The 23,296-nt window shown below is 70.1% G+C and carries 24 protein-coding genes; 6 read left to right on the top strand and 18 right to left on the bottom strand.

All coding sequences use genetic code 11. The features are described 5' to 3' along the window. Positions 1 to 22 precede the first annotated feature (22 nt). Together ABZU76_RS06100 and ptsP are read left to right on the top strand one after the other, a co-directional pair. Positions 23 to 760 carry a hypothetical protein gene (locus ABZU76_RS06100; RefSeq protein WP_354865539.1) on the top strand — a complete coding sequence of 246 codons (738 nt, stop codon included), beginning with the start codon at positions 23 to 25 and terminating at the stop codon, positions 758 to 760. After that, positions 753 to 2,399: a phosphoenolpyruvate--protein phosphotransferase gene (gene ptsP, locus ABZU76_RS06095; protein WP_354865537.1), complete on the top strand. Its 1,647-nt coding sequence runs from the start codon at positions 753 to 755 to the stop codon at positions 2,397 to 2,399. Before ABZU76_RS06100 ends, ptsP begins: the two co-directional genes overlap by 8 nt. Before the next feature lie 69 nt (positions 2,400 to 2,468). Here the strand turns inward: ptsP and ABZU76_RS06090 are convergent, their stop codons facing one another. After that, a complete protein-coding gene (locus tag ABZU76_RS06090; RefSeq protein ID WP_354865535.1) occupies positions 2,469 to 3,122 on the bottom strand; it encodes a DUF1707 domain-containing protein in 654 nt (217 codons plus the stop codon). Positions 3,123 to 3,281: 159 nt separating this feature from the next. Here ABZU76_RS06090 and ABZU76_RS06085 point away from each other — a divergent pair, with 159 nt between their 5' ends. Further along, complete coding sequence (locus tag ABZU76_RS06085) at positions 3,282 to 4,241, top strand: hypothetical protein (protein WP_354865533.1); 960 nt, start codon at positions 3,282 to 3,284, stop codon at positions 4,239 to 4,241. A gap of 3 nt (positions 4,242 to 4,244) precedes the next feature. On the opposite strand, the gene ABZU76_RS06080 is transcribed toward ABZU76_RS06085, so the two are convergent. Genes ABZU76_RS06080 through ABZU76_RS06070 form a run of 3 tightly spaced genes read right to left on the bottom strand, consistent with a single transcriptional unit; the run spans position 4,245 to position 7,287 of the window. After that, complete coding sequence (locus ABZU76_RS06080) at positions 4,245 to 4,895, bottom strand: response regulator transcription factor (RefSeq protein WP_354865531.1); 651 nt, start codon at positions 4,893 to 4,895, stop codon at positions 4,245 to 4,247. Continuing rightward, positions 4,892 to 6,079, bottom strand: a complete 1,188-nt coding sequence (locus ABZU76_RS06075; protein WP_354865529.1) for a DUF5931 domain-containing protein — start codon at positions 6,077 to 6,079, stop codon at positions 4,892 to 4,894. Before ABZU76_RS06075 ends, ABZU76_RS06080 begins: the two co-directional genes overlap by 4 nt. Then, positions 6,076 to 7,287, bottom strand: coding sequence for an AI-2E family transporter (locus ABZU76_RS06070; protein ID WP_255638566.1), 1,212 nt, complete (start codon positions 7,285 to 7,287; stop codon positions 6,076 to 6,078). Before ABZU76_RS06070 ends, ABZU76_RS06075 begins: the two co-directional genes overlap by 4 nt. Positions 7,288 to 7,629: 342 nt before the next feature. Between ABZU76_RS06070 and ABZU76_RS06065 the strand changes: the two genes are divergently transcribed. Both ABZU76_RS06065 and ABZU76_RS06060 read left to right on the top strand, forming a co-directional pair. Next, a complete protein-coding gene (locus ABZU76_RS06065; protein WP_354865527.1) occupies positions 7,630 to 8,664 on the top strand; it encodes a hypothetical protein in 1,035 nt (344 codons plus the stop codon). 220 nt (positions 8,665 to 8,884) lie between these two features. Further along, positions 8,885 to 12,022 carry a PE-PGRS family protein gene (locus tag ABZU76_RS06060; protein WP_354865525.1) on the top strand — a complete coding sequence of 1,046 codons (3,138 nt, stop codon included), beginning with the start codon at positions 8,885 to 8,887 and terminating at the stop codon, positions 12,020 to 12,022. A gap of 64 nt (positions 12,023 to 12,086) precedes the next feature. Here the strand turns inward: ABZU76_RS06060 and ABZU76_RS06055 are convergent, their stop codons facing one another. Both ABZU76_RS06055 and ABZU76_RS06050 read right to left on the bottom strand, forming a co-directional pair. Further along, positions 12,087 to 12,854 carry a class III extradiol ring-cleavage dioxygenase gene (locus tag ABZU76_RS06055; RefSeq protein ID WP_354865523.1) on the bottom strand — a complete coding sequence of 256 codons (768 nt, stop codon included), beginning with the start codon at positions 12,852 to 12,854 and terminating at the stop codon, positions 12,087 to 12,089. A 69-nt stretch (positions 12,855 to 12,923) separates the two neighbouring features. Next, complete coding sequence (locus ABZU76_RS06050) at positions 12,924 to 13,310, bottom strand: MarR family transcriptional regulator (RefSeq protein WP_354865521.1); 387 nt, start codon at positions 13,308 to 13,310, stop codon at positions 12,924 to 12,926. Positions 13,311 to 13,375: 65 nt separating this feature from the next. Here ABZU76_RS06050 and ABZU76_RS06045 point away from each other — a divergent pair, with 65 nt between their 5' ends. After that, positions 13,376 to 13,831, top strand: coding sequence for a MarR family winged helix-turn-helix transcriptional regulator (locus ABZU76_RS06045; RefSeq protein ID WP_220245355.1), 456 nt, complete (start codon positions 13,376 to 13,378; stop codon positions 13,829 to 13,831). An 81-nt stretch (positions 13,832 to 13,912) separates the two neighbouring features. Here ABZU76_RS06045 and ABZU76_RS06040 read toward each other — a convergent pair whose 3' ends face one another. The 12 genes from ABZU76_RS06040 to ABZU76_RS05985 all read right to left on the bottom strand — a co-directional run bounded on the left by ABZU76_RS06040 (position 13,913) and on the right by ABZU76_RS05985 (position 23,272). Beyond that, positions 13,913 to 14,428 carry a GNAT family protein gene (locus tag ABZU76_RS06040; protein WP_354865519.1) on the bottom strand — a complete coding sequence of 172 codons (516 nt, stop codon included), beginning with the start codon at positions 14,426 to 14,428 and terminating at the stop codon, positions 13,913 to 13,915. A 37-nt stretch (positions 14,429 to 14,465) separates the two neighbouring features. Further along, positions 14,466 to 15,872, bottom strand: coding sequence for a replicative DNA helicase (gene dnaB / locus ABZU76_RS06035; RefSeq protein ID WP_220245354.1), 1,407 nt, complete (start codon positions 15,870 to 15,872; stop codon positions 14,466 to 14,468). A gap of 701 nt (positions 15,873 to 16,573) precedes the next feature. Next, positions 16,574 to 17,377 carry an ESX secretion-associated protein EspG gene (locus ABZU76_RS06030; protein WP_354865517.1) on the bottom strand — a complete coding sequence of 268 codons (804 nt, stop codon included), beginning with the start codon at positions 17,375 to 17,377 and terminating at the stop codon, positions 16,574 to 16,576. Between the two features lie 11 nt (positions 17,378 to 17,388). Then, on the bottom strand, positions 17,389 to 18,768 hold the full coding sequence (locus ABZU76_RS06025) for a hypothetical protein (RefSeq protein ID WP_354865515.1): 1,380 nt from the start codon (positions 18,766 to 18,768) through the stop codon (positions 17,389 to 17,391). 42 nt (positions 18,769 to 18,810) lie between these two features. Further along, on the bottom strand, positions 18,811 to 19,407 hold the full coding sequence (locus ABZU76_RS06020) for a DUF3558 domain-containing protein (RefSeq protein WP_354865513.1): 597 nt from the start codon (positions 19,405 to 19,407) through the stop codon (positions 18,811 to 18,813). 7 nt (positions 19,408 to 19,414) lie between these two features. Continuing rightward, positions 19,415 to 19,777 (bottom strand): hypothetical protein, encoded by a 363-nt coding sequence (locus ABZU76_RS06015; protein ID WP_354865511.1) that lies wholly within the window; start codon positions 19,775 to 19,777, stop codon positions 19,415 to 19,417. 156 nt (positions 19,778 to 19,933) lie between these two features. Continuing rightward, positions 19,934 to 20,497 (bottom strand): DUF3558 domain-containing protein, encoded by a 564-nt coding sequence (locus ABZU76_RS06010; protein WP_354865509.1) that lies wholly within the window; start codon positions 20,495 to 20,497, stop codon positions 19,934 to 19,936. Between the two features lie 149 nt (positions 20,498 to 20,646). Beyond that, positions 20,647 to 21,108, bottom strand: a complete 462-nt coding sequence (gene rplI, locus ABZU76_RS06005; protein WP_220245348.1) for a 50S ribosomal protein L9 — start codon at positions 21,106 to 21,108, stop codon at positions 20,647 to 20,649. Positions 21,109 to 21,119: 11 nt separating this feature from the next. Next, on the bottom strand, positions 21,120 to 21,368 hold the full coding sequence (gene rpsR, locus ABZU76_RS06000) for a 30S ribosomal protein S18 (protein ID WP_003098744.1): 249 nt from the start codon (positions 21,366 to 21,368) through the stop codon (positions 21,120 to 21,122). 43 nt (positions 21,369 to 21,411) lie between these two features. Beyond that, positions 21,412 to 21,933, bottom strand: coding sequence for a single-stranded DNA-binding protein (locus ABZU76_RS05995; RefSeq protein WP_354865507.1), 522 nt, complete (start codon positions 21,931 to 21,933; stop codon positions 21,412 to 21,414). Positions 21,934 to 21,950: 17 nt separating this feature from the next. Next, positions 21,951 to 22,277 (bottom strand): 30S ribosomal protein S6, encoded by a 327-nt coding sequence (gene rpsF, locus ABZU76_RS05990; protein WP_220245346.1) that lies wholly within the window; start codon positions 22,275 to 22,277, stop codon positions 21,951 to 21,953. Positions 22,278 to 22,369: 92 nt separating this feature from the next. After that, the gene (locus ABZU76_RS05985; protein WP_354865504.1) at positions 22,370 to 23,272 is read right to left on the bottom strand and encodes a hypothetical protein; all 903 of its coding nucleotides are present in this window, start codon (positions 23,270 to 23,272) and stop codon (positions 22,370 to 22,372) included. Positions 23,273 to 23,296: the final 24 nt, after the last annotated feature.

Here is a 23,296-nt window from a genome sequence, read left to right as displayed (position 1 = left end):
GCCGGGCCGCGTTGTCCTTTACATGGGCGATTCGTTCGGTTCCGCCTGGTGGCGGGGGTACGCCGCACAGCTGAAGGCGATCGCCGACGCCCGCCGTCCCGACGCGCTGGCCCTGTTGCCGCTCGACGAGACGCTGGCGGCGCTCGGTAGGCAGGCCGAGACCGACGAGGGCGTCCGGGACGTCCCGGTCACGCGCGTGGTGGGTACGGTCGCGCGCGTCGGCGACTTCGACCGGTACTTCCGGCCCCTCAACCGCGCACTGCGGCCGAGGTGGGAGGCCCTCGCGACCACGGCGGCCGACCTTCCGCCGGTCCGGCTCGTGCGCCTCGGCGAGCTGTACTTCGTGGAGGACGGCCACCACCGCGTGGCGCTCGCCCGGGCGCGGGGCGCCAAGGTGGTGCGTGCCCAGGTGCACTGGATCAGCACCGTCGCGTGCGCGCTGAGCTGCCTGACGCTGGCCGATCTGCCGTCGAAGACCGCGGAACGGCTGTTCCTGGAACGCGTGCCGCTCGCCGACGACGTGCGCGTGGGCCTGTGGCTCGACGAGCCGGCCGACTGGTTCCGTCTCGCGGATTCGGCGGAGGCCTGGGGTTTCCGGCAGACTTTGACCGGCCGCCCGCTGCGCAGCCGTGAAGAGCTGGCCGACGCGTGGTGGCAGGAGGAGGTGCGACCGGTGCTGGAACGAGTGCGGTCCCGGGGATTGTGCGCGCCACCCCGGGATATCGAGACGTATCTGAGCTATGGTCTAGACCATGCCTGAGAGTCAGTCCACCGCCGACGTGACGCTGACCGGGGTCGCGGTGAGCCCGGGGCGCGCGAGCGGCCCCGTCGTGCGCGTCCCCGAGCCGTTCGGTGAGCCCGCGAGCACCCCCGCACCGGCCGATCCTGCCGCCGAGGCCGCGCGGATCGAGCCCGCCGCGCAGGCTGTGGCCGCGCGGCTGGAGGCGCAGGCCGAGACCGCGACCGGTGAGGCCGCGACGATCCTGATCACCACCGCGGCGATGGCGGGCGACCCGGCGTTGACCGCGCAGGCGAAGAAGCTGGTGACGGAGCAGAACCTGCCGGCGGCGCGCGCGGTTCACCAGGCGGCCGAAGGGTTTGCCGAGGCGCTGGCCGCGGCCGGGGGGTACATGGCGGAGCGCGTGCGCGACGTGCGCGACGTGCGTGACCGGCTGGTGGCCGAGCTGCTGGGCGTCTCGCCGCCGGGAGTGCCGCAGCTGGTGTCGCCCAGCGTGCTGGTGGCGCGGGACCTGGCGCCGGCGGATACGGCGGGGCTGGATCCCGCGAAGGTGCTCGCCCTTGTCACCGAGGAAGGCGGCCCGACCAGCCACACCGCGATTCTCGCCCGCGCGCTCGGGATCCCGGCGGTCGTGGCTGTTCGCGGGCTGCTCGCCCTCGACGCCGAGGCGCTCGCCGTCGACGGTGACACAGGCCTCGTCCGGCCGGCGGACCCGGCGGCGCCCGTCCTCATGGCCGTCGCGCAGGGGCCCGCGGAGTGGAACGGCACCGGCGCCACCGCGGACGGACACGTCGTCAAGGTCTACGGCAACGTCGGTTCGCCCGCCGACGCGCAGGCGGCCGCGGACGCGGGAGCGGAGGGCGTCGGCCTGTTCCGCACCGAGTTCAGCTTCCTCGACGCCCCGGCGGAGCCGTCCGTCGACGAGCAGCGCAAGGCGTACGCGGCGGTGCTAACGCCGTTCCGCGGCAAGCCGGTGATCGTGCGGACGCTCGACGCGGGCGCCGACAAGCCGCTCGCCTTCCTCAACCCCGACGACGAGCCCAACCCGGCGCTGGGCGTGCGCGGCCTGCGCGTTGCGTTCGACCGGCCCGAGGTGCTCGACCGCCAGCTCGAGGCCATCGCCGGCGCTGCGCAGGATTCGGGCGCAGTGGTCTCCGTGATGGCCCCGATGGTCGCGACGGCCGAGGAAGCCGCGTGGTTCGCCGAACGCGTGCGCGCGGCGGGCATCGAGCGCGCGGGCGTGATGATCGAGATCCCGGCGGCGGCGTTGTCCGCGCGGGAGATCCTGGACGTCGTCGACTTCGTGTCCGTCGGCACCAACGACCTGGCCCAGTACACGTTCGCCGCCGACCGGCAGCTCGGCGCCGTCGCGAAGCTGAACGACCCGTGGCAGCCCGCGTTGCTGCGGCTGCTCAAGCTGATCGGCGACGCGGCGAAGGCGACGGGCAAGCCGGCCGGCGTCTGCGGCGAAGCGGCGGCCGACCCGCGGCTCGCCGTGGTGCTCGCGGGCCTGGGCCTCACGAGCTTGTCGATGAACGCCGCGGCGGTGCGGGCCGTCGGCGCTTCGCTGGCCGCGGTCACGCTGGCCGAGGCGGAAGTGAAAGCAACCAACGCGCTGGCCAGCGCCGATCCGGCCGCGGCGCGCGCGGCAGCGAACTGAAAGAACTGAAAAAGACGGAGCCGGACCCGGCCGACGGATGGAAAACCGGGTCCGGCACCGCATCGCCGGTCAGCCGAATAAGCCCCGCCGAGGGTTGCGGATGACCAGCGAGCCTCCGTGGATGCGGCCCGTGATGACGTAGCGCGGGTTGCCCGCGCGGCCGTTGCTGCCGGTCTTGTCGTCGAGTGAACCGAACTTGATCTCGGTGATCGCGTTGTAGTCCACCGCGGCCTGCGGCGGGATGATGATCTCGACCGAACCCCACTTGGAGTCCAGCTCGATCTCGACGACCGGCGTCGACACCTGGGCCTCGGTGAAGTCCAGCTTCGTGCTGCCGTACTTGTTGCGCACGACCAGCGCCGCCGGCACCAGCCACGGGCCGCCGCGCTGCAGCGACGAGTACTTGGCGTTGAGCTCGAGCCGCCGACCGGGTGCATACGTGCTGGTCGGGGGCTGGTAGGCCGGGTAACTGGGCGCCGCCCCCGGGTGCAGCAGGCCCGGCAGATCCGTGAGTACGGCGTTCAGCTCGCCGCGCGTACGCGACGCCAGCGCCTTGTCGGTGCGCTCCGTGAACTCGTCGAGGTTGAGCATCCCCAGCCCGATCGCCTTCTGGAGCACGGCGACGACGTGTTCGCGCTCGTCGTCCGACACCCGGATGTCGCGTGCGGTCAACGGCTTCGTCTCGGTCGCGGTCTCCGCGCCGGTCGTCTCTTCCTCGGCCATGCAAACGATGGTAGAACCGTATTTCCGTCGTCAGATCGGGGAAAAACCCTGAACAGACCCGTATTTCGCGCCGGCGTCGCCCTCGTTGCGACGAGCTTCCTCCTGGCCGCGTGTACGGGCGGGATCCCCACCCCGGCTCCGAGCCCCAAGGCCACGACGATGCCCCGGCCGAGCGGCCCGCCGCCGAGCGGGCTCACCGGGTCGGTCGCCACCGGCGGGATCGACGTGCAGCTGCTGCTCGCCACGTCACCGCCGACCCTGTTCGACGCCGACACCGGCGCGAAGGGCACCGTGCCCGGCGTGCCGGGTGGTGATCGGCTGGTCTGGATGCAGCGAGTGGGCCGCACCCCGGTGATCCTCACCTCGCCGCGGTGCCAGCAGACCTGCCAGCCGTTCGACGTCTACGCCTACGCGGGCGTGGCCACGCCGCTCGGCCAGGCGGTGAGCCTCGCGCCGGGCGCCGACGCCAAGAGCGTGTGGGTCATCCGCCAGGACGCCCCGGACAGCTGCCGGCTCGAGCACGTGTCGCTCGCGGGCTCGGCGCTGGGCGGCGGCACCACGGCGAGCTGCACCACGATCCTGCGGGAGGAGACCTCCCGCGGCCTGCTGATCACCGTGAACAACGGCACCGCCGAAACCGTCGACGTCCTCATCGACCCCGACACCGGACGCACCGTGCAGCAGGCCCCGAGAATCCTCGCCGCGATCGGCAACCGGCTGATCCTCGGCGGCCTCACGGACCTGACGGTCGTCGACCTGCGCGACGGGAGCCGCGAGAAGGTCCAACTGCCGGTGGTCCAGAGCAATCCCCTGGTCGTCCCGAGCCGGGAAGGCAACTTCGCGGCCGTCGACTTCGGCTCGCCCTCGTGGCACAACTCCGACCTCCAGACCCGCGACGTGTGGCTGCTCGACCTCACGGACCTGACCTGGCAGCAGTCACCGTCGATGCCGTTCGTCACCGAGAACCTCAAGCACTCGTCGCTGGACTGGACCGACGATGGCGACCTCGTGCTCGACGACGGGGTCGTCGCGGCCTGGCACCCGGGCGAACCCGCGTGGCGGCTCGGGAAAGCCAAGCTGACCGGCGCTCTGCAGACGGTCGCAGTCAGTGCTTCGTAGCGATCAGTCCTCGTCGAGGCCGTGTTCGATCGCGTACCGCGCCAGCTCCACTCGGTTGTGCAGCTGCAGCTTCCGGAGCGTCGACTGCACGTGGTTCTCCACCGTCCGGTGCGACAGGACCAGCCGCTCCGCGATCTGGCGCGCGGTAAGCCCCTTCGCGACCAGCCGCAACACGTCCGTCTCGCGTTCGGTCAACCGCGGCGGCGCCGGCTCGGCGGACGACGGCGCGTCGGCCATCCGCCGGTACTCCCCCAGCACGAGCCCCGCCAAACCCGCCGTGAAGACGGGATCGCCCTCGGCCGTGCGTCGAACGGCGTCCACCAGCTCCGCCGCGGACGCCGATTTCACCAGGTAGCCCGAGGCACCCGCCTTCACCGCCTCCAGCACGTCGGAGTGCTCGCCGGAAGCCGACAGCACCAGCACCCGTGTGTCCGGCAGTTCCGTCGTGATCTCGCGCGTCGCGTCGACGCCGGAGGTGCCGCCGAGGTTGAGGTCCATCAGGACGACGTCCGGGCAGACCGTGCGGGCGATGCGGACGGCGGAGGGGGCGTCGGGCGCCGTGGCGCGGACGTCGAAGCCGTTTTCGCCCAGGTCGCGGGCGACGCCGTCGCGCCAGATGGGGTGATCGTCGACCACCATCACGGAAATCGTCATCGTCCGCCCCTCGTTTTGTTTCGCACGGCCTTGTTCGGCGCGGTCTTGTTCGGCACCGGCGTGTTCGGCACGCGCACCTCCCACTCCGTGCCGCGGCCCGGAGCGCTGTCCAGGGCCGCGGTGCCGCCGAGATCGCGCACCCGGCCCCTGATGGACTCCACCACACCCAGGTGCCCGTCGGCCTCCGCGCGCGCCAGCCGGCCTTCGGGAATGCCCGGGCCGTCGTCGCGGATGCTCACCACGACCTCGCCGCCCAGGTCCTCCAGCAGCACCCACGCGCGGGCGTCCGCGCCCGCGTGTTTCTCCACATTGGACAGTGCCTCGCGCGTGACGGCCACCAGTTCCGAAGTCACGTGCGCCGGCAGGTCCACGGTCCCCGCGGGCGTCGCGACCTGAACCGACGGCGTGGCCAGCAGCTGCAACGCCGAACGCAGGTCCGCGGTCCCGTTGCTCGCCACCGCCCACGACGGTTCGGTGGTCACCAAGGCGCGCAACGCGATCTCCTGCTCACCGGCCAGCCGCGCCAGGTCGGCCGCCTCGCCGCCGACTTCCATGCCACGCCGGCGCACGCGCGCGAGCACCTGCAGCACGCTGTCGTGGATCGAGCGCGCGAGCCGTTCGCGTTCGGCCGTCGCGGCTTCCGTGCGCAACGCCAGCGCGAGCGCGTCCGCCGAGCGCCGCGCCGTGGTGGCCGCCATGCCGATCAGCACGCTGCTCGCGCAGAGCAGCACACCGTCGCGGAAGACGTCGAGGTCCAGGCGTTCGCGCGCGACGCCGGTGCCGACGGCGACCACGAGTCCCGCCAGCACACCGCCGCCCGCGCCGAAGCGGGTCGCCGCCGCGATCGGTCCCACCGCGGCCCACACCGTGGTGATCAGCGGCGCGGCCTCGGCGTACTGCGTCGGCGACAAGATGAAGGGCGACAACAACATCAGCCCGGTCGTCAGCACGACGTCGAGCACCACCAGCCACCGCCACCGGCCGCCTTCGCGCAGGTACGCGACGCCCGACACCAGCGTCCACCCGCCCATCGCGCCGACGACGGCCCACGCCAGCCACGCGCGCTGGAACTCACCGCGGTGCGCGATCACCACACCGAGCGCGAACGCCCACGTGACCACGCGCAGCAACACGACCCCGCGCCACAGCGGCGTCGCCGGGTCGCGGGTCGCCGGCGTGCTCACTTCTCCTCGTCGTCGCCCCGAGTCGGCACTTCGGCGTCGTCGGAGCCCGGTTCGGCGTCGTTGGGTTGCGCCGCTTGGTCGTGGAGCACGTCGACGGCCTCGGGGTCGGGATTGTGTTCGTGGAGCAGCGACCGGATGCCCGCGTTGAGCACGGCCAGCAGCGGCACGGCCAGCAGCGCGCCGGCGATGCCCGCGGCGACGAGACCGGTGGCGATCGCGAGCACCACGGCCAGCGGGTGCAGCCGCACCGCACGCCCGAGCAGCAGCGGCTGTAGCACGTGGCTTTCCAGCTGCATCACGCCGATCACGATCGCCAGCACGATGATCGCGCCGATGAATCCCTTGGTGACCAAGGCGATCAGCACCGCGACGCTACCGGCGATCACCGCACCGATGATGGGGATGAACGCGCCGAGGAACACCAGCGTCGCCAGCGGGATCACCAGCGGCACGCCGACGATCCACAGCCCGATGCCGATGCCCACGGCGTCGACCACGGCCACTGCGGCCGTGGCGCGGATGTAGCTGACGAGCGACGCGAAACCGCGGCGCCCGGCCACGTCCACGCGCTTGCGCACCCGCGTGGGGACGCCGCGCACGAGGAACGACCAGATCTGGTTGCCACCGGCCAGGAAGAAGATCGTGATGAACAGCGTGAGCACGAACCCGGTGAGGATCTCGCCGACGGTGCCCGCCGTGGTCAGCGCGGTGTTCGTGAGCGAGGCCTGGTTGTTCTGGATGAACCCGATCGCATTGCTCAGGAAATCCTGGATCTGTTCCTGGCGCAGGTGGATCGGCCCGTCGGTGAGCCAGCGCTGGATCTGGTGGAGGCTGTTGTTGAGTTGCTGCTGCAGCTGCGGCAGGCCGCTGGAGAACTGCGTGATCACGAACGTGAGCAGCCCGCCCAGCACGGCCAGCCCGGCGATCAGCACGATCGCCGTCGCGAGTCCGCGCGGGAACCGGACCTGCACGAGCTTTTCCACGGCGGGCGCGAGCAGCGCCGCGAGCAGCAGCGCGATGGACACCGGGATGACCACCGCCGCCAGGTAACCCATCAGCCAGACCACCGCGTACAGCGCGGCGATCACGACGATGAACCGCCACCCCAGTGCCGCGGCCACCCGGAGTCCGCGTGGGACCAGGCCGGTGATGTCGTTGTGCTCGGTGAGGAACGGTTGCTCGCGCCGTCCGCGTGGTGGCTGGCTCACGAAGCCCACCGTATCGGTCCGCCCTGTCATTCCGGGCGAATCGCAGTGCTGCGGGCGGCGGCGCGTCCGTCGGTTCGCCCGAAGTGGCGCTTGACAGCCGACTGCGGAGTAACCCCGCTCCGCCAGTGGTGATCACCGAACGTGAGATCGAGCCACACTCTGTGTTGTTCACACGATGGTGGCATCAAGTCGTGTCAAGGATGCGTGACGGGTGTTGCTCCTGGTTTTCTCGGTCTCACACCCGGCGATGGGGAACGCAATTCCGACGATTCAGTGTCGCTCGGAAAGCGAAAAGCCCGAAAACATTTCGAGTCAGACATTTCGAGTCGAGGAGAAACACGAGTGACGAACGCGGCGAACGAGAGGCGGGACGCGAAGCGCGTCGGCCGTCTCGCGTCGCGTGCGCTGTTCGTCCTCGGTGGCGCGGTCGCCGCGACCGCCGCCGCGTGGGCCGTCTCCTCCTCCGCTGCCTCGGCCGACACCATCCCCAGCGCCACCCCGGTGACCGACGCGACCGTGGCCAACCTCGGCGACGTCACGGGCGGCGTCTCGGAGTTCGCCGGTACCGCCGCGGGCGCCGTGCAGAATCTCTCCGCGTGCGAGCAGGACGCCACCACGTGGTCCGAGCCGGGCCACGACCGGCCGATCTGCTCGCTCGACCCGCGCGACCACATCGGTGGGCCGCACCGCGACCAGGTGCGCACCACGGCCGACCACGAGGTGTCCGGGCGCGTCAGCGACGCCGTGACCGACCTCGGTGAAGACGCCGTGCTGCACCCGGCGTCGCGCACGCTCGGCGCGATCGAGCACATCGCCCGCAAGCCCGAGGACACGCGCCGCGTGATCGACGAGGCCACGGCCCCGTCGCCCGAGGCGCAGGACTTCGGCCGCAAGGTGTGGGACCTGCTCGACCCGAGCCACACGGGGTCGCTGGTCGACCTCCCCGAGCTCCCGGGCTCGCCCGTCGAGCCGGCCGCTCCCGTCTCGGCCGCCACCGGCACCACCGGTGACACGGCGCAGAACCTCGGCGCCGCAGCGGTTTCCACCTCCGACGCGCTGCGGGCGATCTTCTCCCGCTCCGCGCACGAGGACTTCGCGGCAGCAGGCGCGGGCGTCGACACGCCTTCGCGTGGCGACCACCGCAACCTGCCCGACCCGTTCTCCCCGGCGCAGCTCCCGATGGCGCCCCCCTCCATCCCGACTGTCCCCGGCGGCGGCGGCAACACCGCCCCCGGTGGTCACCTCGACGGCCTCAACTTCGGCGTCCCCTCCTGGGTCACCGCTGCCGTCGACAGCGCCGTGGCGGGTTCGACCCGCGCCGGTGTGCGGCACACGCCGCTCAGCCCGGGCCACCAGCCCGGCGTCACTCCTGACTGATTCACCTCACCCGCGGGGTCGTTGACGCGCCCTGAAGCTCGAGCACCTTCGTCGTGCCTGCTTCGCGTCACCGACTGAACCCCGCGGGTTTTCTCGCGATGCGCCCTTTCTGCGCTCGCACCGCACCACCCCTCTGGTGCGCATTTCCCCTCGATGAACACGGCGAAAAGCGCACCTCCACAAGCCCGCAAGGGAACCCGAAATGAAGGAGAAAAACCCCATGCAGACCTGGGCAAAGCGCGGACTCCAGACCGCGTTGGTCACGGGTGGGTTGTTGATGCTGGGCACCGGCATCGCCTCGGCCGACGAAAACGTCAACCCTGACACCCCGGCCTCCCCGCTCGACCTCAACGTCACCGTTCCGGTCGACGTCGACAACAACGCCATCGGCACCCCGCTGGGTCAGGTGGACGTTCCTGGTTACCAGGGTGAGGTCAGCACCAAGCCCGTCACCTCCGCCGTGAAGGACGCGCTCGCTTCGGCGAAGAGCCCCGGCGGTGCGGCGAGCAACCTGACGGGCAGCCTGCCGAAGGCCGACGCGCCGCGGCAGCTGACGCCGACCCACGACGCCCTCAAGGGCAACAAGGTCTCCGGCGACCTCGTCGTGCCGATCCAGATCGTCGACAACGCCGTCGGTGTGCTGGGTGACGCGAACGTCGACGGCAAGTCGCACGAGCAGACCTACTCGCACAACCAGGACATCGCGACCTCCGGTAAGAACTCCGGGCTCGCGGGCAACGTCGTCGCCCTCGACTGGGCGCTCCCCGTGCAGCTGGCCGGCAACGGCGTCGGCCTCGCGGGCGGGTCCGGCGCGGTGCACGGCGGCTCGGCCAGCCAGAGCACCACCGAGACCGGCAACATCGACACCACCGGCAAGGGCTCCGGCCTGTCCGGCAACGTCGTCGCCGGCCAGTTCGCCACCCCGGTGCAGGTGACCGGCAACGCCGCGTCCTGGATCCTGGGCAACGGCTACAGCCAGTACACCGCCGACACCACGGCCACCTCGGGCGGCTCCGCGCTGACCGACGGCAAGGGCGGCGCGGGCACCGGCAACGTGGTGGGCGCGCCCATCGCCCTGCCGGTGAAGTTCAACGGCAACGCCGGTGGCGTGTGGGGCTCGGACGCCGACGCGTCGTCCTCCTCCTCGGCCGACGCGAAGGCGGGCGACAAGCGGCCGGGCAGCCTGGCCGGCACGCCGACCTACCTCGAGACCGACGGTGACCAGTCGTTCCTCGGCGGCAACGCCGCGGCCGCGCAGCTCAGCCCGATCGCGAACGTCGCGAGCGTGGCGGGTTCGTGGATCGGCAACGCGACCACGGGCATGTCGCCCGAGCGCTCGGTCGGCAGCTCGCACTCGAGCACTGTCGACTCCGGCGGCTTCGTCAAGACCTCGGGCCAGCACGCCGCGGGCGCGGGCAACGTGGTCGACCCGGCCGTCGCCCTGCCCGTCGAGGCGTGCGGCGTCGGCGGCACCTACATCGGTAACGCGCACGCCTCGTGCGACAACACGACCGACGCCAACGCGGGCAACGGCAGCTACACCCGTGGCAACGACACCGTGCTGGGCGGCAACGTCGTCAACAGCCAGGTGGCGGGCGCTCCCGAGGTGCACGGCATCGGCGGCAGCCACATCGGCAACGCCTCCGGCACGTCGAACGAGACCAAGACCGTCACGGCCGGTGGCTACGACGGCAGCCAGGGCACCGACTCCTCGGGCTCGGGCAACGTCGTCCAGGTCCCGGTGGGCGTGCCCGCCGAGGTCTTCGGCGTGGGCGGCTCGTTCATCGGCCAGGGCTCGGCCGACGCGCACGAGACCAAGGTCGTCCAGGCCGGCGGCGGCGGCAACACCGCCGACGACAACGGCTTCCTGAGCTCGAACCTCGGCACCGTCCCGGTGTCGGCCCCGGTGCAGGTCTTCGGCATCGGCGGCGCGTTCGTGGGCCAGGGCCACGGCAACGCCACCGGCGACACCACCTCGGGTGCCGGCTGGGACACGCACGCGACCGGCACCAAGGGTGCGGGCGCGGGCAACATCATCGAAGCCCCGGTCTCGCTGCCCGTCCAGGGCCACGGGATCGGCGGCGCGGTGGCCGGCATCGGCACCGCGCAGGCGGACAACCTGACCGACTCGACCGCGGGCGGCCACGCCAGCACCGACGGCCAGGGCGGCGGCCTCGCCGGCAACATCATCAAGGCGCCGGTCGCCGGTGCGGTGAACCCGTCGGGCACCGGTGTCGCGGGTGCGGCGCTGGGCCACGCGGCCGGTTCGAACGACGTCGCGTCGACCGCGGGCGGCTCCGCGCTGACCAACGGTGACGCCGGCGCGGTGGCGGGCAACGTCATCGGTGCCGACCCGCTGGCGGCCGTCCCGGTCGTGGCGGACTCGGTTTCCGCGGCGGGCGTGTCCTCCGCCGACAGCACCAACACGCAGGACGTGACCGCTGCCGGTGACGACACCACGTCGGGTCTCGAGGGCTCGGTTTCGGGCAACATCCTCGACATCCCCGTCAGCGCGGTGCCGCACGTGGTGACCAACGCCGTTTCCGCGGCCGGTGTCGCCCACGCGACCGGTGACAACAACATCACCGCGACCAACGGTGGCACCCCCACCACCGACGGTGATGGAAGTGCGCTCTCGGGCTACAACTTCTACCACCACCTGCCGGTCAACGTCCCGGTCTTCGGCGTCCCGCTGGAGCTGCTGGGCACCGCGACCGCGGAGGGCACCGACAACACCGTCGTGTCCGAGCCGTCGATCGACACCCCGCTCGGCAACGAGCTCGGTGCGGCTCAGCTGCCCGCGCTGCCGGCCCTGTCGGCGCTGCCGGCCGCCGGTGCCACGCCGGGTCTGCCCGCGCTGCCGGGTCTGCCGGCCCTGCCGGACGCCGGTGCTCTGCCGGGCCTGCCCGCCATGGCGATGCTGCCGGGTGCCGAGCGCGCCGACCTGCCGGTCAGCGGGCTGTCGGCCCTGAACGAGCTGGGTCAGCTCAAGGGCGCCACCTCCCTGCCGACCGTGTCGGGTCTGGGTAGCGGCGTGCAGCTGCCGGGTCTGCCTTTCGGTGGCGAGCGTGCGGACATGCCGGCCGTCCCGGCTCAGCTCCCGGTGAAGGCGAACCTGCCGACGCTGCAGCAGCTTCCCGCCGTGACGGCGCTGCCGGCTCTGCCGGGCGTGCCCGCCACGCTGCCGACGTCGGGTGTCCCGGCGCTGCCGACCGCGGGTCTGCCGGCTCTGCCGACGCTGCCCGCCGTCCCGGCGCTGCCCGTGGCTCAGGTCCCGGCGCTGTCGGGCATGGACTCCTCGCCCCTGGCGATGATCCAGCAGCTGGCCGCGAAGGTGACCGGCTTCTTCAAGAAGTGAGCATGTAGCCAATCCCGAAACGGGCCCGGAAGCAGCCAGCTTCCGGGCCCGTTTTCTTTGTGCGTCAGGAAAATTCGAGAGAACGCTTCGCGAGGCCGTGCCAGAACCCGTCGATCACGGTGCGGCCGGTCGTCTCGCTCGCGCCGAGCGTGACGAACAGCGGCGCGAAGTGCTCGATGCGCGGGTGCGCGACGGCGGCGGCAGGCGCCTTGTGCTGGAAGTCGAGCAGCGCGTCGACGTCGCCCTGGTTGATGACCTCGTCGCCCCAGTGATCGAACTCGGTGGACCACTGCGGCGGCGTGCCGTCGGTGCCGTCGGTCTCGCGCATGGCGCTGAGGTTGTGGGTGAAGAAGCCGCTGCCAATGATCAGCACGCCTTCGTCGCGCAACGGCGCGAGCTTGCGGCCGAGGTCGAACAGCACCTGCGGGTCGAGCGAAGGCATCGAAACCTGCAGCACGGGGATGTCGGCGCCGGGGTACATCTCGACGAGCGGCACGTACGCGCCGTGGTCGAGGCCGCGGTCCGGCGCGTCGTGCACGGGCGTGGTCGAGTGCAGCAGCTTGCGCACCTTCGCGGCCAGCTCGGGCGCGCCCGGCGCGGCGTATTTCACCTGGTAGAAGCGGTCGGGGAAGCCCCAGAAGTCGTACACGAGGGGGACGGTCTCGGTCGCCCCGAGCGTCAGCGGCGCCTCCTCCCAGTGCGCCGAGACGACGAGGATCGCCTGGGGCTTCGGCAAGTCAGCGGACCAGCCGGCGAGCTGCCGCGTCCACCTCGTGTCGTCCGCGAGCGGCGGCGCACCGTGGCTGAGGTAGAGAACCGGGGTGCGGGCCATGCGTGCCTCCAAGTGTTTGAAACTTCAACTACTACAGTACGCGACGCTTTGTGGCCCGGCGATATTTCCTCAGGTGAGGTTTTCAGCCATTCGTTCCAGGGTGCGGACGGTGGTGAGGTAGTCCTGCTCGTCGATGCCGTTCGTGGCCCGGGCGCGGAAGGCTCGGACGTCGGCCTCGATCGTTTGGTGGGCTTGCCGGCCTTGGGTGGTGAGCTGGTGGTCCGGGGTGAGCCAGCCTCGGTGGTGCAGCTCGCCGAGGTGTCGGGCCATGCTGCCTTCTTGGGTGACGAAGGGCTTCAGCGCTTCGTCGACTTGTTCGATGGCGTGCGCCCCTTGCGCGACCGCGTTGAGCACCTGCCATTGCCGGCGCGTGAGGTGGTAGGCGCCGAGCGGCTGGTCGAAGGCCTTTTCGAGCAACTCGTGGTTGTGCCGGAGCCAGTAGCCGATGGGTTTCATGGATACTCCCTATGTTGAAGAGCAACTACATGTAAATGTACATGTATTTCCGTGAGGGGACACCCATGCCGGACCCGGTGGCCGACGTCGAGCACGCCATGATCGCCATCCGCCGGAGCCAGCAGCGCCGCGCTCTCACACGCATCGCCCGTGGCCGTGGCCAGCACGCCCTGGACCCGGTGATCGAACTGCTCGACGTCGTCGAGGACTTCGCGGACCGTGGCGATCCGGCCACCGTCACGTCGCTCGCTTTGGCGCTCGGCGTCGACCAGCCTCGCGCCAGCCGTCTCGTCGCCCGCGCCGTCGACCAGGACGACCTGCAGCGGGAAGCCGACCAATCCGACGGCCGCCGCACGGTCCTCGCGCTGACCCCGGCCGGCCGCGCCCGGCTGGACGCGCTGCACACGTTCCGCAGGACTGTCTTCGCGGAGGCGATGTCGCCGTGGAGTGCCGAGGATCGTGCGACGTTCGCTCGCCTGTTGACGAGCTTCATCACGAACTACGAGGCTCTTGGCCGCTGACCGCCGAGAGTCACGGTGGCAGGGTGATCGACCCTGACCGCGCGGGCGCCGAACCTTCCGCGTCCCAGCTGAACCACCTCGCTACCCTGGCTGGTCGGCCGGCTTGATCGCGGCGTACAGCAGCATGTCCACCCGCCGGCCGCCGACTTCCTGGTGGCTGCGGAGCAGACCTTCGCGCTCGTAGCCCGCGGCCTCGGCCGTGCGCACCGAGGCGACGTTCCACGGTTCGATGTACAGCTCGATCCGGTGCAGGTCCGGGATCGACCAGGCGAACCACGTCAGCGCGGTGAGTGCCTGCCGCGCGAGCCCCCTGCCGCGGTGGGCGGGGGCGATGGCGTACCCCGCGGTCGCGCGGCCGGCGGTGAGGGCGGTGAGGTGCAGGCCGATCGTGCCCAGTGCTTCGTCGGTGCTCGCGGACGCCACGCAGAACGCGTAGCCCAGCCCGGCCTCGAGGCGGTCGTGCTGTCGCCGGAGGTATGCGCGGGCGTCGTCCCGGTTGGAGTTGCCGACAAGGGACCCGATGGTCGGGATGTAGGGATCGGTCGACAAGTCGATGATCATGTCCACGTCGCGGTCTTCGAAGGCGCGCAGTCGCACGTCGCCGAAGGTGGGGGCCGCGTCGGACAAAGCGGGGCTAATCGTGCGCGAGGTCGGCGAAGCGGCTGTAGTGCAGCTGGTGCGCGACGACGATCGTGCTCGTCGGGCCGGCGCGGTGCTTCGCCAGGATCAGGTCGGCTTCGCCGGCGCGGGGGTCGTCGCGTTCCCAGGCGTCGGGGCGGTTGATCAGGATGACGATGTCGGCGTCCTGCTCCAGGGAGCCCGACTCACGGAGGTCGGACAGCATCGGCTTCTTGTCGGTGCGCTGTTCCGGACCACGGTTGAGCTGGGAGATCGCGATGACCGGCACTTCGATCTCCTTCGCGAGCAGCTTGAGCTGCCGCGAGAACTCCGAGACTTCCTGCTGCCGCGACTCGACGCGCTTGCCCGACGTCATCAGCTGGAGGTAGTCGACGACCACGAGCTTGAGGTCGTGGCGTTGCTTGAGCCGGCGGGCCTTCGCGCGGATCTCCATCATCGTCATGTTCGGGGAGTCGTCGACGAACAGCGGCGCCTCCGAGACCTCGCTCATGCGGCGGGCCAGGCGGGTCCAGTCGTCGTCGGACATCTTGCCACCGCGCATGTCGGCGAGGCGGATCTTGGCCTCGGCCGACAGCATGCGCATCACGATCTCGGTGCGGCTCATTTCCAGCGAGAAGACGACGCTGGTCAGGCCGTGGCGGATCGACGCTGACCGCACGAAGTCCAGGCCCAGCGTCGACTTACCGACACCGGGGCGGGCGGCGACGATGATCATCTGGCCGGGGTGCAGGCCGTTGGTGAGCTCATCGAAGTCGGCGAACCCCGTCGGGATGCCCCGCGACTGCCCGCCGCGCGACGCGATCGCGTCGATCTCGTCCATCGTCGGCTGCAGCAGGTCTTCCAGCGCGACGTAGTCCTCGCTGGTGCGGCGCTCGGTGACGTCGTAGATCGCAGCCTGCGCGCGGTCGACGACCTCGTCGATGTTGGCGCCGTCGGCGGCCGCCGCGCCGTAGCCGTACTGCACGATGCGCGTGCCCGCCTCCACGAGCCGGCGCAGCACCGCCTTCTCGGCGACGATCTCGGCGTAGTACCCGGCGTTGGCCGCGGTGGGGACGGTCGCGATGAGCGTGTGCAGGTACGGCGCCCCGCCGACGCGGCCGAGCTCGCCGCGGCGCTCCAGCTCCGCCGACACCGTGATCGGGTCGGCGGGCTCGCCGCGGCCGTAGAGGTCGAGGATGCAGTCGTACACGGCCTGGTGCGCGGGCCGGTAGAAGTCGCCGGGCCCGAGCGCCTCGATCACGTCGGCGATCGCGTCCTTCGACAGCAGCATGCCGCCCAGCACCGACTGCTCCGCCGCCATGTCCTGCGGCGGCTGCCGGTCGAACCCGCCCGGACCCGGGTCACTCGGCCCCGGGTCCGAGTCCGCGTCGTACATCGGACCGCGGTCGTCGGTCAGCGCCACCGCCCCGGACACCTCCTCGACCGGCGGGCTAAGCCGCGGTCATCCCCTGCCACTCGTCACGTCCTGTGTCGAACGGTGCCGCGCGAGCTCTCCCCGTGCGAACACCTGTTCGATTATGCCGGATCCTCTCCGACTTTCCCAGCCCAACCGCCGGGCCCTTCTTGATGATGGACCGGCGTCCCCCTCACCGATGACTTGCCACGCCGGGCGCCACCGTGAGTGCTGGCCGAGAGGGCACGCTAGATCCCCCGGACGGACGAGCGCAATTCAGGGTGTTGACGGTCCTGTGGATAACTTGTGGACGACTGGAGGTAACCAGTCACAGGCAGCCGCCACGCTGTGGACAAGTTGGGGACAGTACTGATCAGCTTCAAAGAATCCCCAGTTCAAGGCCTGTGTAGAGACTGTGGAGAACTTTGTCGAAACTCGTCCGGCGTGTCGCGCGTGGCGCGTCGTTCGGCGTGTCGCCCGGGTGCGTGCACACATGCCTGTGGATGAATGCTACGGAGCGTAGAGGCATGACACGGTGGGCTGAACGAGTGGCCACGCCGGCCGTGCACCGGTGTTTCGGCGCTCTGAGTAACCGCTGAGTGAGAACACGCTGGTAGGCCGGTCGCAACACAAAAACCGGGTGGGGTTCACCTGGCGGCAATCTGAACGTGCCGCACTCGAAACCCCACCCGGAGTAGCGCTCTGACGGGTCAGCCCAACGCGCTCTGTGCGGTCCGCAACCGATCCCCGATCGCCTTCGGCGTACCGGGCGTGAACACGACGAGCGAATCGTCCCGCCCGGGCCGCTCCTCCATCAGCCAGCGCCCCTCGGCGGTGTCCACGAAGTTGATCGGCTTCGGAATCCGCCGGCGCCGCCCCCCGTTCGGCCGCGTCGCGACGTACAACGACCCCGCCCCGGTCCGCGGCGCCTTCAGGATCCGCTGAATCTCCTTCAACGGCGCGAGCGCCTCGTTCCGCCCAGGCCCGGTCTGCATGATCGAACGCTGCGACACATCCTCGGACCCCGCGGCGCGTCCACTGTCGAACTCGGACTTGCTGGTGACCAACGGCTGCCCCGATGCACCCTGGCCTGCGGGCATCATGTCCAGGAACGTCGGGAGCAGGTAGTCGGGCCGCTGCCGCTGCAACGTCACGGCGTTGTCCCCGGCGATCTTGATGAGGCCGAACCCACCGCCGCTGCCGCTGCCGACCAGCACCGAGTACTGCGACGGGCTGCCGTCTTCGAACTGCCCGTCGAACCAGCCGTAGTACTCGACCTGCGGGTGTGAGATCGACTCGACCAGCCCGAGCAGGTCCCGGTCCATCCCGCGCGGCCCCATCAGGCCCATCTCGGTCAGTGCCGCGTTGACCTGCAGGTCGAGGCTGCGCTCGGCATCCGGGTCGTTAAACGTCGCCACATCGGAGAACGTCTGGTGGGGCTCGCCGCCCCGACGCTTGATCAGGTTGAACAGCGTCGGGAGGGTGAACTTGACCGGTCGGTCGAGAGTGATCACGTCGTTGGGCCTCATTCACCGATCACGGGCGGGGCGGTCAATTCGTCAGTACCGAACAACTCGTTGGCGTCCTCTTCGACGAGGTACTTGGTCTGGTGTTCCTCGTCCTCGGTGCCCTTGCCGCCCTTGGCGCCGCCCGCACCCATGCCGCCCATGCCCGAAGTACCGGCCTTGCCGGCCGCACCGGCGCCCAAGGCGCCGCCGCGCATACCCGCGGCGCCTTCACCAGCGCCCAACCCTGCCGACGCACCGGAGGCCGCGCCCCCAGGCCCGAAGCCGCCACCGAACGCACCCGGCCCGAAGCCCGCGACAGCACCCGAACCGGCGCCACCACCGAACCCGCCTCCGCTACCGGCGCCAAAGCTGCCGGCGCCACCGCCCGGCCCGAACCCGCCTGCGCCGCCCGGCCCGAACCCGCTCGAGTCGAACGACGACGGCGTGAAGCCCTGTGCTGAGGTGCTGTCCGAGCCCGGAGGTGTGTACGTCCCGGTCGGGATCCCGGTGCCGTTGGGGCCATTCGGGTCGTTGATGCCCGTGTGGTTGCCCGTCGAGTCCGTCGAAGGTGGCTTGGCGTCGAACTTCGGCATGTCCCCCGGCTTGAAGCTGCTGGCGCCGCCTCCACCTGGGCCTCCGCTCATGCTGGGAACCTTGCCGCCGCCGCCAGGTCCGCCCGGGACGTTCGGGCCGCCGGGCGGGCCGGACAGGTTGTTGCCCTGCCACGCGCTGTACTGCGGCAGACCTTGGGCGTTCGCGCCGGAGGCGTTGAAGTAATTGGTGTACGCGTCGACGTTGGCCTTGGCGTTGTTGTTGTAGTCGTTGATCTCGTCGTCTTTGTCACTGAACGGGTTGACCCCGTCCAGGAAGCCCGCGGACGGCGGATCCTTCGGAATGTTCTGCACCTTCGTCTTGACGGTGCCGAAACAGTCGACCTGGGTGTTGAGGTAGGTGTGGCTCTTACCGAGGTTGTTCACCGAATCCTGCAACCAGATACCGAGCGGGTGCGCCCCGGCCTGCGCGGCCGTCGCGCCGCCACCCTGCCAGGCGGCGTCCATCTTCTTGTTCAGGTTGTCGATCTCGGTGACGCGCCCGTCGTGGACCGTCTGGAGGTTCTGGGCGGCACCTACCCCGGTGGTGAGCGAAGTCGTGTTGCCGGCGTTGATCTTCTGGTAGATCGTGTAGGCGTCGATCGTGCGGCCACCCAGGTCGGCCGACTGCTGCTGGGCCTCGGGACCACCGCTGAAGAGCCCGACCAGGCTGCCCACTGCCGCGCCCGCAACGGCACCGACCGCGGTGCCGACGACCGGCACCACGGAGCCGACGGCAGCACCGGCGAGCGCACCGCCCGCGGCGTACTTCAGTTCCTTGCCGACGGTGTTGGCATCATTCCCCATAATGTGCCACTCCTTCCGAACCGTGTGTCGGCCGCGTGGTGATCACGCCGCGGCCTTGAGATGTGCGATGAACGTCGTCGCGAACCTCTTGGCGTACCCGCACGGGTCGGCCTTGTTCGGTCCAACGCTGAGCTGAGGGTTGATGGACACGGCCAGCTGGTCGGTCACGCCGAGCCACAACTGGCAGTTACCACTGGGACGCAGGTCGGCCTTCGAGGTGAAAGCGCCGGGGTAGCCGTCCACGGTCACGGTCTCGAAGTAAGCCTGCTGGGCCTTCTGGTCGTAGATGTCGCTGATCCCGTTGCTGTTCTGCGGCGCAACGTTGATCGCGACGAAGTTCTGCCCGTTACCCGACGACGTCCAGGTGCAGCCGGTCACTTCCCCATCGGTCTTCCGCCCGGGAGACGCCAGCCCGACCTGCGTCGCTTCTGCCGAGGTGAGGGCGCTGCACGGGTCGCTCAGCAGGTCCTTGGTCGGCAGCGGAGCCGGCACCTTGGGTCCCGAACCGCCGCTCGGGGCGATGTCTGAACTGCCGGAGGCAGACGGCGGCGTCGCACCGCCGGTTCCACCACTGCAAGCCGTGAGCAAGGCGAGGGCGGCGACGGTGCCTGCGGCGAGTCGAAGGGTGCGGGACTGCATGTGGTACTCAGGCTCCAGTCTTGTTGAGGGCGTCGCGTTGTTCCTGCTCGTGGTACGTGATTTTGTTCTTCGCGGCTTTGAGCGCGGTGATGAAGTTCGAGACGTAGTCGTGCATGCGCTGGTGCTGGAGGAGCAGCGTCTGTCCGGACGGGTTCGAACCCTTGTTGATGAAGTCGTGGCTGGCGAATTCGTCGGCCGGGGCTTTCACGTCGGAGATCGCCTGAGCTTTGCCGAGGTCATCGGACAGGTGGGCGAGGAGGTCTTCCCACTGCGTGATGACGCTGTCGACTTCTTCCTCGCTGAACTGGTACCCACCGGCTGTTCCGTAGCTGCCGACCTTGATCGGAGCGGGTGGTGGAACATCGGACATCGGCGTTACCCCCTTGGGCTACCTCTCGCTCCCCAAACGGCGAGATCAGCAGGTTGGATGGTAACGCACGGCCGATGGTTCCCGCGCGGGTTCAAGCGACTTCGGGCGGGCGTGGAAAGCGATCTTGTTCCCGCCTTGACCAGCGGTTCAACCGGCTTAGGTCTGGGCTTTCAAATGGGTGATCATCGCCGCCGCGAAATTCTGCGCGACGCCGCACGGGTCCGACTGGTGCGGACCCTCCTGGATCTGCGGAATCACCGAGACGGCGAGCTGGTCAGTGACCCCGACCCAAAGGGTGCAGCTGCCCTGGCTACGCGCGTCTTGCACGTCTGCGTACGCACCCGGATAGCCGCTGATGCTCACCGGCTCGAAGTAGGCGTCCTTGGCCTTCTGGGCGTAGACGTCCCCGATGCCGCCGGTGTTGCGCGGCAGGGGCGTGAGGGCGATCTGGTTCGGCTCACTCGAGCTGGACTTCCAGGTGCACCCCTTGGCTGTGCTGGTGTCTTCCTTGCCCGGTGAGGCCAGACCGACGGTGCCTGCCTCGGCCTCGGTGAGGACGCCGCACGGATCGCTGAGCAGGCCGTTGGTGGGGAGAGGGCTGGGAACCTGGGGGCCGGAGGTGGCGGCGGCCGAGGTGGTCGGCGCGGCGGGTTCGGCTGTTCCGCTACACGAGGTCAGCAGGGCGGCCGCGACCACCAGCGGGACGAAGCCGCGTGACATCGCGAACCCCCGACGTGCGAAACCTGAGCAAGATCAGCGGCGAGGATAACGCAACGAAATCACTCGGTTTCGATCCGCACTGCCGGTCACTCGAAAGAGAAGCGCCCCTCGGGTCGGAACCCGAGGGGCGCTTCGTCAGAACAAAACCGTCAGACCGAAGTCGCCTTGACTTCGAGGCGGACGTCGACCTTCACGTCGGGGTGGAGGCGGGCGTTGACGGAGTGCTTGCCGACCGTCTTGATGTGGTCGCGGAGGTCCAGGACGCGCTTGTCGAGCAGCGGGCCGCCCTGGGCCTTGATCGCGTCGACGATCTCGCCGGCGGTGATGGAGCCGAAGAGCTTCTTCGAGCCCTCCGCCGCCTTGCCCGTCAGCTGGATGGCGCCGAGGCCCTCGAGCGTCGCCTTGATCTCCTTGGCGTGGTCGAGGTCGCGGATGCGCCGGGACTCCTGCGCGCGCTGGATGGTGCGCACGTTCTTCTCGGCACCCTTGCTGGCCACGATGGCGTAGCCGCGGGGCAGCAGGTAGTTGCGGGCGTAACCGTCCTTGACCTCGACGATGTCGCCGGGGCCACCGAGGTTCGCCACGTCGGTGGTGAGAATGATCTTCGCCATGACGAGCCTCCTCAGCGAGCGGTCGAGGTGTAGGGCAGCAGTGCCATCTCGCGCGAGTTCTTCACCGCGATGGCGATGTCACGCTGGTGCTGGCTGCAGTTGCCGGTGACGCGACGGGCACGGATCTTGCCGCGGTCGGAGATGTACTTCCGCAGCAGGTTGGTGTCCTTGTAGTCGATCAGTTCCGGGCGGCCCTTCTTCTCGGCCTTGCAGAAAACGCAGACCTTCTTCTTGGGCTTACGGATGGGTGGCTTGGCCACTGTCTTCTCCTGGATTCAAATCTTGAGGTGTAAAAGTGCGAGATCAGAACGGGGGTTCGTCGGCGAAACCGCCGCCGCCACCGCCGCCTGCGGGGGGCGCGGAGCCCCACGGGTCGTCGGCCGGCATGCCGCCGCCACCGCCGCCTCCACGGTTGCCACCGCCGCCGCCACCGCTGCCGCCGAAGTCACCGCCGCCACCGCGGCTGACCTTGTTGACCTTCGCCGTGGCGTACCGCAGCGAGGGCCCGATCTCGTCGACTTCGAGCTCGACGACGGTGCGCTTCTCGCCTTCCTTGGTCTCGAAGGACCGCTGCTTGAGCCGGCCCTGCACGACCACACGGGCGCCGCGGGTGAGCGACTCGGCGACGTTCTCCGCCGCCTGGCGCCAGATGTTGCAGCGCAGGAACAGCGCCTCGCCGTCCTTCCACTCGCCGGACTGCCGGTCGAGGGTGCGCGGCGTGGACGCGACCGTGAAGTTCGCGACCGCCGCGCCGGACGGGGTGAAACGCAGTTCCGGGTCGGAGGTCAGGTTTCCGATCACGGTGATGACGGTGTCTCCAGCCACGGGGACGTCCCTTCGGCTCAGGCCTTGGCGGCGACGGGCTTGGCCGCGGCGCGCTTGACCTCGCGGCGCATGACCTTGGTGCGCAGCACGGTCTCCTGCAGCGACAGCTGACGGTCGAGTTCCTTGACCGCGTCGGAGTCGGAGTTCAGGTCGAGCAGCGCGTAGATGCCCTCGGCGTGCTTCTTGATCTCGTACGCCAGGCGACGGCGGCCCCAGACGTCGACCTTCTCGACGCTTCCGCCCGAAGTGCGGATCACGTTGAGGAAGTTGTCCAGCGTGGGGGCGACCGTGCGCTCGTCGAGCGTGGGGTCCAGGATGACCATTACCTCGTAATGGCGTGACATAACCACTCACCTCCTATGGGCTCGCGGCCACGGACTGTCCGTGGCAGGAGGGTTTGTCCAGGTAAGACTACCTGGGGGTACCGACAGAGCTGTCAGGAGGCCCGGCGCAGCGCCCAGGTGCGCACCAGCCCGGCCGTCACACCCGCCAGCACGATCACCGCGAGCAGCATCGGCAGCTGGATGTCGGACGCGCCGCCGGAAGTCGCGAGCGACTCCGCGTTGCCGGCGTTGCGCACGTCCGGGCCCTGGCTCTGCGTGTCCTGGCCAGCGGTCACGGGTGCGGCCGATCCGGGCAGCGTGCCGTTGGCCGGGTAGCGGATGCCGGGGGCGACGGCGGTGCCGGGCGTCGCGGTGGGGATGCCGTTGTAGTCGCGCTGCGGCGCGGTGCCGGTGGATCCCGGGATGAGGTTCGCGAGCGGGCCGCCGTCGGGGTTCGAGGGCGGGGTGTTGGTCGAGGGCGAGCTGTTGCTCGGCGGCGGCGTCGACGACGAGGTGGGCGGCGTGTAGTTCGTGGCCAGCGTCGTCAGGCCGCAGTTCGAGGTGATCGAGCTGGTGATCGCGTCGAGCACCTGCTTCTTCGTGTCCGCGCTGTAGCCAAGTGCGGCGTTGCCCTGCAGTGCCTGCCCGACCGCGCTGCCGATGCTCTTGCCGTCGATGGTGCCGCGCGACGAGCTGGGCACGGTGCCGACCGTGAGCGTCTTCGCGGACAGTGCGTTGGCGACGCCATCGGGGTTCACGCCGTTGAGCGGGATGATCCACAGCAGCGTCTGCTGCTTCGAAGCAGCGGCTTGCTTTGCCAGCGCGCTGACGGAGGAGCCCGGCAACGCGACGGTGTCGCCCATGCTGCCGCTGACTGAGCCCGTGCACTGGTTGGCGAGGGTCGTGGCGGCCGAAGCAGTGCCCGAGCCGAGGAACGCGCCGCCGTTCACCAGGGCCGCCAGCGCGGTGACGCTCAGTACGCGCCGGGTTCTCAGCCAGGTGGGGTTCTTCGGCACGAGCGCAGTCCTCCGGGATCTTCG

The organism is Amycolatopsis sp. NPDC005232 (assembly GCF_040607795.1).
Taxonomy (GTDB): Bacteria; Actinomycetota; Actinomycetes; order Mycobacteriales; family Pseudonocardiaceae; genus Amycolatopsis.
The sequence above is the reverse complement of the archived record's forward strand: the minus strand, read 5'-3'. Positions and strand labels throughout refer to the sequence as shown.